This window comes from Pseudomonas sp. R151218B TE3479, assembly GCF_053629195.1.
Genome location: NZ_JBRJHV010000001.1, coordinates 569,825 through 584,011, shown reverse-complemented (window position 1 = coordinate 584,011; position 14,187 = coordinate 569,825). Strand labels below are relative to the sequence as shown.

General features: G+C 63.6%; 14 protein-coding genes. 11 read left to right on the top strand and 3 right to left on the bottom strand.

What is annotated here, in order from left to right:
- Positions 1–287 precede the first annotated feature (287 nt).
- The 9 genes from mdcA to madM all read left to right on the top strand — a co-directional run bounded on the left by mdcA (position 288) and on the right by madM (position 7,560).
- Entirely contained in the window at positions 288–1,958 is a 1,671-nt protein-coding gene (gene mdcA, locus AB7M32_RS02705) for a malonate decarboxylase subunit alpha (RefSeq protein WP_003206457.1), read from the top strand.
- Positions 1,959–2,834 (top strand): triphosphoribosyl-dephospho-CoA synthase, encoded by an 876-nt coding sequence (locus AB7M32_RS02700; RefSeq protein WP_454249014.1) that lies wholly within the window; start codon positions 1,959–1,961, stop codon positions 2,832–2,834.
- Positions 2,834–3,133 (top strand): malonate decarboxylase subunit delta, encoded by a 300-nt coding sequence (locus AB7M32_RS02695; protein ID WP_123343679.1) that lies wholly within the window; start codon positions 2,834–2,836, stop codon positions 3,131–3,133. The genes AB7M32_RS02700 and AB7M32_RS02695 overlap by 1 nt, the downstream gene beginning before the upstream one ends.
- Positions 3,126–3,977, top strand: coding sequence for a biotin-independent malonate decarboxylase subunit beta (locus AB7M32_RS02690; RefSeq protein WP_454249013.1), 852 nt, complete (start codon positions 3,126–3,128; stop codon positions 3,975–3,977). Before AB7M32_RS02695 ends, AB7M32_RS02690 begins: the two co-directional genes overlap by 8 nt.
- Positions 3,974–4,777, top strand: a complete 804-nt coding sequence (gene mdcE, locus AB7M32_RS02685) for a biotin-independent malonate decarboxylase subunit gamma (RefSeq protein ID WP_454249012.1) — start codon at positions 3,974–3,976, stop codon at positions 4,775–4,777. The genes AB7M32_RS02690 and mdcE overlap by 4 nt, the downstream gene beginning before the upstream one ends.
- Positions 4,771–5,394 carry a malonate decarboxylase holo-ACP synthase gene (locus AB7M32_RS02680; RefSeq protein WP_454249011.1) on the top strand — a complete coding sequence of 208 codons (624 nt, stop codon included), beginning with the start codon at positions 4,771–4,773 and terminating at the stop codon, positions 5,392–5,394. The genes mdcE and AB7M32_RS02680 overlap by 7 nt, the downstream gene beginning before the upstream one ends.
- Positions 5,391–6,311, top strand: coding sequence for a malonate decarboxylase subunit epsilon (mdcH, locus tag AB7M32_RS02675; protein WP_454249010.1), 921 nt, complete (start codon positions 5,391–5,393; stop codon positions 6,309–6,311). Before AB7M32_RS02680 ends, mdcH begins: the two co-directional genes overlap by 4 nt.
- Positions 6,312–6,377: 66 nt before the next feature.
- The gene (gene madL / locus AB7M32_RS02670; protein ID WP_072405887.1) at positions 6,378–6,794 is read left to right on the top strand and encodes a malonate transporter subunit MadL; all 417 of its coding nucleotides are present in this window, start codon (positions 6,378–6,380) and stop codon (positions 6,792–6,794) included.
- A 1-nt stretch (position 6,795) separates the two neighbouring features.
- Positions 6,796–7,560, top strand: coding sequence for a malonate transporter subunit MadM (gene madM, locus AB7M32_RS02665; protein ID WP_454249009.1), 765 nt, complete (start codon positions 6,796–6,798; stop codon positions 7,558–7,560).
- A 137-nt stretch (positions 7,561–7,697) separates the two neighbouring features.
- Here the strand turns inward: madM and AB7M32_RS02660 are convergent, their stop codons facing one another.
- On the bottom strand, positions 7,698–8,612 hold the full coding sequence (locus AB7M32_RS02660) for a LysR family transcriptional regulator (protein ID WP_454249008.1): 915 nt from the start codon (positions 8,610–8,612) through the stop codon (positions 7,698–7,700).
- Positions 8,613–8,911: 299 nt separating this feature from the next.
- Between AB7M32_RS02660 and trhA the strand changes: the two genes are divergently transcribed.
- Complete coding sequence (trhA, locus tag AB7M32_RS02655) at positions 8,912–9,529, top strand: PAQR family membrane homeostasis protein TrhA (RefSeq protein ID WP_060740225.1); 618 nt, start codon at positions 8,912–8,914, stop codon at positions 9,527–9,529.
- Positions 9,530–9,655: 126 nt separating this feature from the next.
- Here trhA and AB7M32_RS02650 read toward each other — a convergent pair whose 3' ends face one another.
- Together AB7M32_RS02650 and AB7M32_RS02645 are read right to left on the bottom strand one after the other, a co-directional pair.
- Positions 9,656–10,375, bottom strand: coding sequence for a 16S rRNA (uracil(1498)-N(3))-methyltransferase (locus AB7M32_RS02650; RefSeq protein WP_454249007.1), 720 nt, complete (start codon positions 10,373–10,375; stop codon positions 9,656–9,658).
- A 207-nt stretch (positions 10,376–10,582) separates the two neighbouring features.
- Positions 10,583–11,989, bottom strand: a complete 1,407-nt coding sequence (locus tag AB7M32_RS02645; protein WP_092177031.1) for an adenosylmethionine--8-amino-7-oxononanoate transaminase — start codon at positions 11,987–11,989, stop codon at positions 10,583–10,585.
- Positions 11,990–12,235: 246 nt separating this feature from the next.
- Between AB7M32_RS02645 and AB7M32_RS02640 the strand changes: the two genes are divergently transcribed.
- Complete coding sequence (locus AB7M32_RS02640; protein WP_454249006.1) at positions 12,236–13,996, top strand: flavin monoamine oxidase family protein; 1,761 nt, start codon at positions 12,236–12,238, stop codon at positions 13,994–13,996.
- Positions 13,997–14,187: the final 191 nt, after the last annotated feature.

The following is a 14,187-nucleotide window of genomic DNA, read 5'->3' as shown; positions in this document are numbered from 1 at the left end:
GGCTCGCTCCCACACTGGTCATCATTGCGCCGAATAGCCCCGTGGCGAGGGAGCTTGCTCCCGCTCGGCTGCGTAGCAGCCGCAAACCTGGTAATGCGGTCTGCTTGAAAAGTGCCGGAGCCTGCTTTGCAGGCCAGCGGGAGCAAGCTCCCTCGCCACATGGGTGGGTAGTCAGCTTCATTTGGCGATCATTACTCCAAGCGTAACGATCCGGCACCGAGCTTGATTGATGCCCCTCCATGACGCTCCTAAGGTAACCCCCACGACAGCGAACCCGTGGAGTGGTCATGACAACAACAATATCCCCCGACTCGCGCTGGACGCGGCGGCGCAGCGAGAAGCAGCGGCGTCTCGGGCTGGTGAAGGGGCTTGCCGATGGAGTGGTGTTGCCCACCGACAAGATCGTCGCGGCGCTGGAAGCGTTGATCCTTCCCGGCGACCGTGTGGTGCTGGAGGGCAATAACCAGAAGCAGGCGGATTTTCTCTCGCGCTCGCTGGCGAAAGTCGACCCTTCGAAGTTGCACGATTTGCACATGATCATGCCCAGCGTCGGTCGTTCCGAGCACTTGGATCTGTTCGAACGCGGCATTGCCCGCAAGCTGGATTTCTCCTTCGCCGGCACCCAGAGCCTGCGCATCAGCCAATTGCTGGAAGATGGCCTGCTGGAAATCGGTGCGATCCACACCTACATCGAGCTCTACGCCCGGCTGGTGGTGGACCTGATCCCCAACGTGGTGCTCTCGGCCGGTTTCATGGCCGACCGCGCCGGCAATATCTACACCGGCCCCAGCACCGAAGACACGCCGGCGCTGATCGAGCCGGCGGCGTTCAGTGACGGCATCGTCATTGTCCAGGTCAACCAGTTGGTGGATGACGTCAGTGACCTGCCACGGGTGGATATCCCGGCGTCATGGGTCGACTTCGTGGTGGTGGCCGACAAGCCGTTCTACATCGAGCCGCTGTTTACCCGCGACCCGCGCCACATCAAGCCTGTGCATGTGTTGATGGCGATGATGGCGATCCGTGGGATCTACGAAAAACACAACGTCCAGTCCCTCAACCACGGCATCGGTTTCAACACCGCCGCCATCGAATTGATCCTGCCGACCTACGGCGAATCCCTCGGTCTGAAGGGCAAGATCTGCCGTAACTGGACCCTCAACCCCCATCCAACCCTGATCCCGGCCATCGAAAGCGGCTGGGTCGAAAGCGTGCATTGCTTTGGCACCGAGTTGGGCATGGAAAATTACATCGCCGCTCGCCCTGACGTGTTCTTCACCGGCCACGACGGCTCCCTGCGTTCCAATCGCATGGTTTGCCAACTGGCCGGGCAATACGCGGTGGACCTGTTCATCGGCGCCACCCTGCAAGTGGACGGCGACGGCCATTCCTCCACCGTGACCCGCGGCCGCTTGGCTGGGTTCGGCGGTGCGCCGAACATGGGTCACGACCCGCGCGGTCGCCGTCATGGCACGCCGGCCTGGCTCGACATGCGCCATGGCGATGGCGAGGCGCCGTTGCTCGAACGCGGCAAGAAGCTGGTGGTGCAGATGGTCGAGACGTTCCAGGAGGGCGGCAAACCGACCTTCGTCGAGACCCTCGATGCGGTGGACGTGGCGAAGAAAGCCGGCATGCCCCTGGCGCCGATCATGATCTACGGCGACGACGTTACCCACCTGCTGACCGAAGAGGGCATCGCCTACCTGTACAAGGCTCGTTCCTTGGAAGAGCGCCAGGCGATGATCGCCGCCGTGGCTGGGGTCACCGCCATCGGTTTGCGCCATGATCCGAAAGACACTGCGCGCATGCGCCGCGAAGGGCTGATCGCCTTGCCCGAAGACCTCGGCATCCGTCGCACCGACGCCACCCGCGAGTTGCTCGCGGCCAAGAGCGTGGCCGATCTGGTGGAGTGGTCCGGTGGCCTCTACAACCCGCCCGCCAAGTTCAGGAGCTGGTAAATGCACGCCTTCAACCTGCAACCGAAAAAACTGTCCTTGGCCGAACGTCTGGCGGACATGGCGGTGGATGCGCTGATCGACGAAGCCGACCTGTCACCTAAACCGGCCCTGGTGGATCGTCGCGGCAATGGCGCCCACACCGACTTGCACCTGGGCCTGATGCATGCTTCGGCGCTGTCGCTGTGGCCGGCGTTCAAGGAAATGGCCGAGGCCGCCCTTGAATGCGGCGAAATCGACCTGCCGTTGCGCGAAGCCCTTGGGCGGATCGGCCGTGAGGGGGAAGCGACGATGCTTGCCACCACAGGCGGGGTGAACACCCACCGTGGCGCGATCTGGGCCTTGGGCCTGTTAGTCGCTGCTGCGGCGCTGGAGCCTGAATCCAGTGTCGCCAGCGCCGTGACTTTGCGCGCCGCCCGCCTGGCGTTGCTCAACGACCGTTATGCGCCCCAACCCTTGAGCCACGGCGCCCAGGTCGCCCAGCGCTACGGCGTGCGGGGTGCCCGAGAAGAAGCGCAACTGGCGTTTCCGGCGGTGACCGGCCTGGGCCTGCCGCAACTCAAGCGCAGCCGTGGGGCGGGGGTGGGCGAGCAGAACGCCCGGCTCGATGCCTTGCTGGCGATCATGTCTCGCCTGGCCGATACCTGCGTGCTCTACCGTGCCGGCGAAGCGGGTTTACAGGCCATGCAACAAGGCGCCAGAGCGGTGCTCGATGCCGGTGGCAGTGCGAGTCTGGGCGGTCGTCGCCAATTGCACGCGCTGGACCAACAACTGATTGCCTTGAACGCCTCGCCCGGCGGCGCTGCCGACCTGCTCGCCGCTTGCCTGTTCCTCGATCGTCTCGAGCGTGGCGATGGCCTCTTCCCTGGAGTGTGCTGATGGAAACCTTATCCTTTGAATTTCCCGCCGGGCAGCCGCCACGGGGCCGGGCGCTGGTGGGCTGCGTCGGCTCGGGCGACCTGGAAGTGCTGCTCGAACCCGGGCTGGCGGGCAAGCTGATCATTCAGGTGCAGACCTCGGTCAATGGCAGCGAACAACGCTGGCGGCATCTGTTCGCTCGCATGTTCGACGGCCAGACGCCGCCGGCCTTGTCTATCGATATCCACGATTTCGGCGCCACCCCCGGTGTGGTGCGTCTGCGCCTGGAACAAGGCTTCGAGGAGATCGGCCATGACTGACAGCGCAGCGTTGCTCAACAAACACAGCTTCGTCGAACTCGGCGCCCGGCAGCGGGCCAAGGCCTTGCTCGATGACGGCACTTTCCGTGAATTGCTCGACCCGTTCCAGCGGGTCATGTCGCCGTGGTTGTTGCGTCAGGGCGTGGTGCCGCAAAGCGACGACGGCGTGGTGATCGCCAAAGGCTCGCTCGATGGCCTGCCCGTGGTGATCGCCGCCATTGAAGGTGCGTTCCAGGGGGGCAGCCTCGGGGAGGTTGGCGGGGCGAAGATTGCCGGCGCATTGGAACTGGCCGCCGAAGACAACCGCAAAGGTATTCCGACCCGCGCCGTGCTGCTGTTGGAAACCGGTGGCGTGCGGTTGCAGGAGGCCAACCTGGGGCTTGCGGCGATTGCCGAGATTCATTCGGCGATTGTCGATTTGCGTCAGTACCAGCCGGTGGTTGGCGTGGTGGCCGGCAGCGTCGGTTGCTTTGGCGGAATGTCCATCGCCGCCGGGCTGTGCAGTTATCTGCTGGTGACCCGGGAAGCGCGCCTGGGCCTGAACGGTCCACAAGTGATCGAACAGGAAGCCGGCCTCGACGAATACGACTCCCGTGACCGGCCGTTCATCTGGAGCCTGACGGGTGGCGAGCAGCGTTTCGCCACGGGACTTGTGGATCGTTATGCGGCCGACGATGTGACGCAGATCCGCCAACAGGTCAGCCAATTGCTGCACCTGGGCGTGCCCGTGCAACACCGTAGCGGCCAGGCCGAACTGTTCCTGCAGCGCTTGGCGCGCTTGGACACTGACGTGCAAATCGAACCTGCAGCGGTTCGCCAGCTGTATCAGGGAGAACGCCCATGAATTCGTATTCATTGAGAGGCTTGCGCTGGTTCGAAGCCTTGAGTGGCGATGCCAGCGCGGTACCAGGTTTACCTGCTTCGTTGAAAGTCGCCGATGTCAGGCTGGGCGAGCAAACCGTGCGCCTGCTGGCGGTGGTGGCCGATCCCGATAACCGTTTTCCACGGGCTCGCAACGGCGAAGTCGGCTTGCTGGAAGGCTGGGGCCTGGCCAAGGCGGTGGATGACGCCATCGCCGCCGACCGCGATGCGTCTGCCAAGCGTGCGTTGATCGCAATTGTCGATGTCCCGAGCCAGGCCTATGGCCGGCGCGAAGAAGCCCTGGGCATTCATCAGGCCTTGGCCGGTGCGGCGCACAGCTATGCCCGTGCGCGATTGGCCGGGCATCCGGTGATTGGCTTGCTGGTGGGCAAGGCGATGTCGGGAGCGTTCCTGGCCCACGGCTACCAGGCCAATCGGCTGATTGCCCTGCGCGACCCGGGCGTGATGGTCCATGCCATGGGCAAGGCCTCGGCGGCGCGGGTGACCTTGCGCAGTGTTGAAGAGCTTGAAGCCCTGGCCGCCAGCGTGCCGCCGATGGCCTACGACATCGACAGTTTTGCCAGCTTGGGGTTGTTGTGGGAAACCTTGTCGGTGGAGCAGATCGAACAACCGACGGCGGCTGATCTGGCGCAGGTGACCGATTGCCTGCAACAAGCGATCAACGATATCGCCACGGCGCCTCGCGATTTGCGTAGCCGCCTCGGTGCGACCCATCGGGCAGCCTCCAGCACTGTTCGCCAATTGTTGAGCGCGCAGTGGTGAACGGGTTACTGGCCCATGACCTGCTCTGGGGAATGACGCCGGAGCACTTGCCAGCGGATGCGCCAGGCTGGGCCGTCGAGAGCCTCGGCCTCGGCCAACCGGTGGTGGTGCGCCGGGCGTTGACCTTGCCCGGGGATGTGGCGGTGGGCGTGCGCGGTCGCTTCAGGGAGCAGCGTTACGCCACGTCGATGCCGGTGGCTGCGATCCAGCGCCGGGTGCGTCCGGAGGACCTGTGCCAGGTCGAGTCGCCGCGCGACCTGCCGGCCCTGCACGCGCTGGCCCGGCTGCGCCCGCTGCTCGATGGCCGTGGCTGGACCTGGGGCGTCAGCGGCAGCGCCGGGTTCGAGCTCGCCAGCGGTGTCGAGGCCCTGCATGAACGCAGTGACCTGGATTTGATTCTGCGCACACCGCACTGCCTGGATCGTCTCCAGGCCAGGGATTTGCTGGCGCTACTGGATGCTTCGGTTTGCGCAGTGGACATGCAGTTGCAAACGCCTTGCGGCGCCGTGGCCCTGCGCGAATGGGCGGGTTCGTCGCCTCGGGTGTTGCTCAAGGATGACGTCCAGGCCCGGCTGGTGTGCGATCCCTGGCAGCCTTGCGTGGAACAAGTCGCGTGAGCAGCCTCTTCGTTTTTCCCGGCCAGGGTGCACAGCGTGTGGGCATGCTCCATGGGCTGGTGCCGCTGATCCTGGACGAGGCGGGGGATGTGCTCGGTGAAGACGTCTTGCGACTGGACAGCGCCGAGGCGTTGCAATCGACCCGCGCCGTGCAACTGTGCCTGCTGATCGCCGGCGTGGCGGCGGCCCGCCGATTGCTGGAACAAGCCCCCGCGCCGGATTATGTGGCAGGGCTGTCCATCGGTGCGTATCCGGCGGCGGTCGTTGCCGGGGCGCTGGGCTTCGAGGATGCGCTGCGGCTGGTCAGCCTGCGCGGTGAACTGATGCAGCAGGCGTATCCGCACGGCTACGGCATGAGCGCGATCATCGGCCTGGATCTGGCGGCAGTGGAAGCCTTGCTGGAGCAGGTGCACGGTGAAACAACGCCGGTCTACCTGGCCAATATCAACGCCGATAACCAAGTGGTCATTGCCGGCAGCGACGAAGCCATGGGCCTGGTCGCCGAAAAGGCTCGGCGCCAAGGCGCTGGCAAAGCCTGTCGGCTGGCGGTGAGCGTGCCGTCCCATTGCCCGTTGCTGGAGGCTCCGGCGCGGACATTGGCCCAGGCGTTTGCCGAGGTGCCGTTGAAAGTCCCCACACTGAGCTATCTCAGCGGCAGCCGCGCCCGGCCGGTGATCAGCATTGAGGCCCTGCGCGACGACCTGGCCTTCAACATGTGCCGCGTCGTCGATTGGCGCGGCACCGTGCAAAGCGCCTACGAGCGCGGTGTGCGGCTACAAATCGAACTGCCACCCGGCGCGGTACTCACCGGGCTGGCGCGCCGGGTGTTCGAGCAGGGCACCGTCATTGCCTTCGACGGTGCCCGGCTCGATACCTTGCAGGCGCTGTTGCGTGAGGAGGGAAACCGCCAACCCTAGACACCGACTCAAGCTGGCGAAGCACAAAAACAACAACTTCGACGATGCACTTTGAGGACTACGACAATGATTATTTACGGTGTGGCGCTGTTGGCGATCTGTACGCTGACAGGGGTGATCCTGGGCGACATGCTCGGCGTGTTGCTGGGCGTCAAATCCAACGTGGGCGGGGTCGGCATTGCGATGATCCTGCTGATCTGTGCACGGCTGTGGACGCAGAAGCGCGGCGGCATGACCAAGGACTGTGAGATGGGCGTCGCCTTCTGGGGCGCCATGTACATTCCGGTGGTGGTGGCGATGGCCGCGCAGCAGAACGTGGTTACGGCCTTGCACGGTGGTCCGGTGGCGGTGTTGGCGGCTATCGGCTCGGTGGTGCTCTGTGGTTGCACCATTGCGCTGATCAGCCGGACCCACAAAGGCGAGCCATTGCCCGATGAGCCGGCGGAACTGACCCCGCTGGGCACGCCAGCAGGAGGCCGCTGATATGTGGGATCTCATCGAGAAAGGCTTGGAGCATAACGGTCTGATCACGGCGTTCGCGTTCGTGGGCGTGATCATGTGGGTGTCAGTGGTGCTGTCCAAGCGCCTGACGTATGGCCGGGTCCACGGTTCGGCGATCGCCATCGTCATCGGCCTGGTGCTGGCCTGGGTCGGAGGAACCATGACCGGCGGGCAAAAAGGCCTGGCGGACCTGTCGCTGTTTTCGGGTATCGGCTTGATGGGCGGCGCCATGTTGCGTGACTTCGCCATCGTTGCCACGGCCTTCGAAGTGCAGGCCACCGAGGCGAAGAAGGCCGGGATGATTGGCGTCATCGCGTTGCTGCTGGGCACGATCTTGCCGTTCATCGTCGGCGCGAGCATTGCCTGGCTGTTCGGTTATCGCGACGCGGTGAGCATGACCACCATCGGCGCGGGTGCGGTGACCTACATCGTCGGGCCCGTGACCGGGGCCGCGATTGGCGCCACGTCCGATGTGATGGCGTTGTCGATTGCCACCGGCTTGATCAAGGCGATCATCGTGATGGTTGGCACCCCCATGGCGGCCCGCTGGATGGGCCTGGATAACCCTCGCTCGGCCATGGTATTCGGTGGCTTGGCCGGGACGGTGAGTGGCGTGACGGCGGGCCTGGCCGCGACGGACCGGCGGCTGGTGCCGTATGGCGCGTTGACGGCGACCTTCCATACCGGGCTGGGGTGTTTGCTGGGGCCTTCGTTGTTGTACTTCATTGTTCGCGGGATTGTCGGTTAAGTCTCCAGATCGGCTCTGAGCGGGCCGACGCTATCGCGAGCAAGCTCGCTCCCACAATGGATCGGGGTGAACCTGGATGCTGGGTATACCACGCACCTTGTGGGAGCGAGCTTGCTCGCGATGGGGGCGGAGCGATTTCATGCCTGGCGATTGGCATACATCCGGCACTCGGCCAACAACGCCAGCAGGTTCGGATCCCGCTCCTTGGCCTTGAGGAACACCACGCCGATGTGCTGCTGCAACCGGTACTTTTCCTGCAACGGGATCAGTTTCACCCGGTTTTCATACACCGCCGCGATCCGGCCCGGCAGCAAGGCATAGCCCACCCCGGAGCTGACCATGCTCAGCAGGGTGAAGATGTCGTTGACCTGCATCGCCACCTTCGGCTCGAACCCCGCCTGCTTGAACACCCGAATCCCGTCCTGGTGGGTGGCGAAGCCTTGGGTCAGGGTGATGAATGTCTCGTCGCGCACCTCGGCCAGGTCGACTTCGCTGCGCTGGGCAAAGGGTGAGTCGGCTGGCGTGGCGAGGAAGATGTCATCGGAAAACAGCTCGATATGCTCGCAATCCGGGTCGTTGATGCTGTCGTCCAGGGACACCAGGATCGCATCGACTTCCATGTTCTTGAGTTTGTACAGCAAGTCGATATTGGAGCCCATGATCAGGTCGATATTGAGTTCGCTGCGGCGGATCTTCAGGCCCATGATCAACTGCGGCACGGTCATGACCGTCAACGAATACAGCGAGCCGAGCTTGAAGCGCTCGGCGGAGAACCCGGCGGCCTCACGGGTCAGGCGCACGCTGTCGACCACGTCCTGGATCAGCTTCTGCGCCCGCTCTTCCAACACGTAAGCGCTTTCCAGCGGTGTGAGGTTGCGGCCTTCGTGCTTGAACAGTGGACAGCGCAGGGCGCTTTCCAGCGAGTGAATGGCCCGGTGCACACTGACGTTGCTGGTCTGCAATTCCGCGGCCGCCCGCGCCAGGTTGCCGGTGCGCATGAAGGCCAGGAACACCTCCAGTTTCTTCAGGGTCAATTCTTCGTCGATCAGCATGGGGCGGACTCTTATTCGTATCGCTCGATTGTGCCCCAATCGGTCTTTGTAGCGTGGGGATTTAGCTGCCATGCATATCTAATGAAGGCACACTCAACCAGTGGCGAGGGAGCTTGCTCCCGCTTGAGTGCGCAGCGCTCACAAAATTCTGGGGGCGGCTGCGCCACTCAGCGGGAGCAAGCTCCCTCGCCACAGAGACGGCACCACTCTTGAGTGTTGGCAGGTTGGAAGCAAACCATTGCACTTTGCAGCGCCAAGCCTGAGCCTTGGCGTCTGTTTCGGAATGTGAGGGGGATTGGATGTATCACGGGGAACGACTCAACGCCTGGACGCACCTGGTGGGGGCGGTGGCGGCGTTTATCGGCGCAGTGTGGTTGCTGGTGATCGCCGGGATGGCGGGCGATCCGTGGAAGATCGTCAGCGTGGCGATCTACGGGTTCACCTTGTTGGTGCTGTACAGCGCTTCGACGGTTTATCACAGCGTGCGCGGGCGCAAAAAAGAAATCATGCAGAAGGTCGATCACTTTTCGATCTACCTGTTGATCGCCGGCAGCTATACCCCGTTCTGCCTGGTGACCCTGCGCGGGCCGTGGGGCTGGACGTTGTTCGGGATCGTCTGGGGGCTGGCCGTGATTGGTATCTTGCAGGAAATCAAGCCGCGTTCCGAAGCGCGGATCCTGTCGATCGTGATCTACGCCGTGATGGGCTGGATCGTGCTGGTGGCGGTCAAACCGTTGTTGGCGGCCCTGGGCAGCACCGGATTTGCCTGGCTGGCCTCGGGCGGCGTGTTGTACACCGTCGGTATCATCTTTTTCGCCCTCGATCATCGGTTGCGCCACGCCCACGGCATCTGGCACCTGTTCGTGATCGCCGGCAGCCTGCTGCACTTCGTGGCGATTCTGTTTTATGTGCTCTAACCCCTGAGCAACCTGGATTCAATGTGGGAGCGAGCTTGCTCGCGATAGCGTCGGATCAGTCAGCATCGATGTTGACTGGCCCACCGCCATCGCGAGCAAGCTCGCTCCCACAGGGGGTATCTGACTTCAGAAATCCCCCCACAACTGCTGTGCCACGGCCAGGGCCACCACTGGCGCGGTTTCGGTGCGCAGCACGCGGGGGCCGAGGCGGGCGGCCTGGTAGCCGGCGGCCTTGGCCTGCTCGACCTCGGCATCCGACAGCCCGCCTTCGGGACCGATCAGGAAGGCCAGGGTCGACGGTTTTTCATGACTGACCAGCGGCTCGGCCACCGGGTGCAGCACCAGCTTCAGTTCGGCCTCGGCCTGCTTCAACCAGTCAGTCAGCAGCAGCGGCGGATGGATCACCGGCACGGTCGAGCGCCCGCACTGCTCGCAAGCGCTGATCGCCACTTGGCGCCAGTGCAGCAGGCGCTTGTCGGCGCGTTCGTCCTTGAGGCGCACTTCGCAGCGGTCACTGAATATCGGCGTGATCTCGCTGACCCCCAGCTCCGTGGCTTTCTGGATCGCCCAATCCATGCGCTCGCCCCGGGACAGACCCTGGCCGAGGTGGATACGCAACGGCGATTCAAGTTGTCCAGCGAACTGCTCGTCCAACTGCACCCGCACGCGCTTTTTGCCGACTTCGGCCAACGTGCCGCGAAACTCTTGGCCGGAGCCATCGAACACCTGCACCGCATCGCCCTCGGCCATGCGCAGCACCCGGCCGATGTAATGGGCCTGGGCTTCGGGCAGTTCGTGGTCGCCGAGGCTCAGGGGGGCGTCGATGAAGAAGCGGGACAGTCTCATTTCGAATCTCTGAAAAAGTTAACGGTGCTATGGATGCTCCCGGCACCTGTGGCGAGGGGATTTATCCCCGCTGGGCCGCGAAGCAGCCCCCAAAACATCCAACGCGATTTGCCTGAAACACCCGGGTGTCCGGTTTTAGGGCTGCTGCGCAGCCCAACGGGGATAAATCCCCTCGCCACAATAGTGTTCCAACAAGAAGACCGAGGTTCAGCCCGGATCGCGATAGCCTGGGTGAAAGTCCTTCGGCACCGCCACACTGACCTTGTCCCGGGTGGCGATGTCGATGCCTTCACTGGCTACTTCGGCGAGGAAGTCGATCTGCTCGGGGGTGATGACATACGGCGGTAGGAAGTACACCACGCTACCCAACGGCCGCAACAATGCACCGCGCTCCAGGGCATGCTGGAACACCGCCAGGCCACGCCGTTCCTGCCACGGATACGCGGTTTTGCTGGCTTTGTCCTTGACCATCTCGATGGCCAGCACCATGCCGGTCTGGCGCACTTCGGCCACGTTCGGATGGTCAGCCAGGTGCGCGGTGGCGCTCGCCATGCGCTGGGCCAGGGCCTGGTTGTTTTCGATGACGTTGTCTTCTTCGAAGATATCCAGCGTCGCCAGGGCCGCCGCGCAGGCCAGTGGGTTGCCCGTGTAGCTGTGGGAATGCAGGAAGGCCCGCAGGGTCGGGTAGTCGTCGTAAAACGCGCTGTAGACCTCGTCGGTGGTCACGCACGCCGCCAGAGGCAGGTAGCCGCCGGTCAGGGCCTTGGACAGACAGAGGAAGTCCGGCGTGATGCCGGCCTGTTCACAGGCGAACATCGTCCCGGTGCGGCCAAAGCCGACGGCGATTTCGTCATGGATCAGGTGCACGCCATAGCGGTCGCACGCCTCGCGCAATAACTTCAGGTACACCGGGTGGTACATGCGCATGCCACCGGCACCCTGGATCAGCGGCTCGACGATCACTGCCGCCACCGTGTCGTGGTGCTCGGCCAGGGTCTGCTCCATGGCGGCGAACAGGTTGCGCGAATGTTCTTCCCAGCCCATGCCTTCGGGGCGGTGGTAGCAGTCGGGGCTTGGCACCTTGATCGTGTCCAGCAGCAACGCTTTATAGGTTTCAGTGAACAACGGCACATCGCCCACTGACATCGCCGCGATGGTTTCGCCGTGGTAGCTGTTGCTCAGGGTGACGAAGCGCTTCTTGTCCGGCCGGCCGCGATTGATCCAGTAGTGGAAGCTCATCTTCATCGCCACTTCGATGCAGGACGAGCCGTTATCGGCATAGAAGCATCGGGTCAGGCCCTCGGGCGTCATCTTCACCAGGCGCTCGGAGAGTTCGATCACGGGCTGATGGCTGAAGCCGGCCAGGATCACATGCTCCAACTGATCGACCTGGTCCTTGATGCGCTGGTTGATGCGCGGGTTGGCGTGGCCGAACACGTTGACCCACCAGGAACTGACGGCATCGAGGTAGCGCTTGCCTTCGAAATCTTCCAGCCACACGCCTTCACCGCGCTTGATGGGGATCAGCGGCAGCTGTTCGTGATCTTTCATCTGGGTGCAGGGATGCCACAGCACCGCGAGGTCGCGTTGCATCCACTGGTTATTCAGGCCCATTTACAGTCTCCTCGAGGCGGCTCGCGGCGGGCGCGGGCAAAACAATCGCGCAAGCCTATGCAATGGCGGCCCTGGGGACAACCCATTGTGTCGTTGGCGCTACTTTGGGCGAGGCGATAGACGCCGCTGGCGGCGCTTTGATGGCTGTCGTATTCTTCGCCGTTCCCTGAGCCGACTGGCTCGAAAAACCGAGAGCCGCCTGGCTCGAAAGCTGAAATTTCCTACGTTTAATCCGGAGTTCGTTGAATGTCTGCTGGTTGGCTGCGCGCCTGTGCGCTGGTGATGATAGGGCTGTTCAGCGTTTCGGCGCTGGCCAAGGACAAACAACCGACGGCCATCGTCATCGGCGGCGGCCTGGCGGGGCTCACCGCGGCCTATGAGCTGCAGAACAAAGGCTGGGCCGTGACGCTGCTGGAAGCCAAGCCGGACCTGGGCGGTCGCTCGGGTATGGCCACCAGCGAGTGGATCGGCAATGAGAAGACGCAGCCGGTGCTGAACAAGTACGTCTCGACCTTCAAGCTGAGCACCACGCCGGCCCCGGAATTCGTGCGTACCCCCAGCTACCTGATCGACGGCACCTACTTCACCGCCGCCGACCTGGCGACCAAGCAGCCGGCCACCGCCGAAGCCCTCAAGCGCTACGAAACCACCCTGGACGACCTGGCGCGCTCCATCGAAGACCCGCAGAACCCGGCGGCCAATAACACGTTGCACGCCCTGGACCAGATCACCGTCTCCAACTGGCTCGATCGTCTACAACTGCCGGCCACGGCGCGTCAGTTGGTGAACCAGGAGATTCGCACCCGTTATGACGAGCCGTCGCGCTTGTCGCTGCTGTATTTCGCTCAGCAGAACCGCGTCTATCGTGGTGTTTCCGACCGCGACCTGCGAGCCTCGCGCCTGTTGGGCGGCAGTCCGGTACTGGCCCAGGCGTTCGTCAAGCAACTGAAAACCATCAAGACCAACTCGCCGGTGTCGGCCATCTCCCAGGACAAGGACGGCGTGACCGTCAAGGTCGGCAGCGTGGGTTACCAGGCTGACTACGTGGTGCTGGCGGTGCCGTTGCGGGCACTGAACAAGATCCAGTTGACCCCGGCCCTGGACGCCCAGCATCAAGGCGCGATCAAGGGCACCAACTACGGTTGGCGCGACCAGATCATGCTCAAGTTCAAGACCCCCGTCTGGGACAGCAAGGCACGCATGTCGGGCGAAATCTACAGCAACGCCGGACTGGGCATGATGTGGATCGAGCCGGCCATGAAGGGCGGCGCCAACGTGGTCATCAACCTGTCCGGCGACAACGCCCGGGTGATGCAGGCCTTCGGCGACAAACAGATGGTCGACCAGGTGCTGATCCGCCTGCACGCGTTTTATCCACAGGCCCGTGGCGCGTTCACCGGCTATGAAATCCGCCGCTACAGCACCGACCCGTCCACGGGCGGCGCGTACCTGGCCTTTGGCCCGGGCCAGATCAGCAAGTACTGGCGCCTGTGGGAAAAACCGTTGCAGCGTGTAGCCTTTGCCGGCGAACACACCGATACCCTGTATCCGGGCACCCTGGAAGGCGCGTTGCGCAGCGGCGAGCGGGCGGCCAGCCAGGTTGAAGACCTGGCGGCCGGCAAGTCGTTCGAGCCGGCCAAGGTGGCACCGGCTGCCACTGCGGCAGCTGCCGGTGCGGTGGCTGCGAAGAAGGGGAACTTCTTCAGCAACCTGTTCGGCGGTTCGGATGACGACAAGAAGCCGGAGCCGGTCAAGGCACCCGAGCCGGTAGCGCCAGCACCGACGCCTGCGCCAACCCCGGCACCTGCGCCGGTAGAAGCGCCGAAGGCTGCGGCCCCGGTAAAAGCCGAACCGACCAAAAAGGCAGCAGCAAAAGCCACGCCGAAGAAGCCGGCAGCCAAGGCCCCGGCGAAAAAAGCCCCGGCCAAGGCGCCGGTGAAAAAGACTGAACCGGCGAAGAAGCCAGCGGCCAAGCCGGCGACGACTACTGAAACCAAGGTTCAGTAGTCGTCCTGGTGAAAAGCGCGGCTCAAGGGTCTAGCACTGTTCACTTAAGGCTTGTCTGAATCATTGTGGCGAGGGAGCTTGCTCCCGCTGGGCCGCGAAGCGGCCCCAAAACCTGCCAAATGCGGAGCATCAGATACATCGCACCCGCCGGTTTACGACTGCTTCGCAGCCGAGCGGGAGCAAGCTCCCTC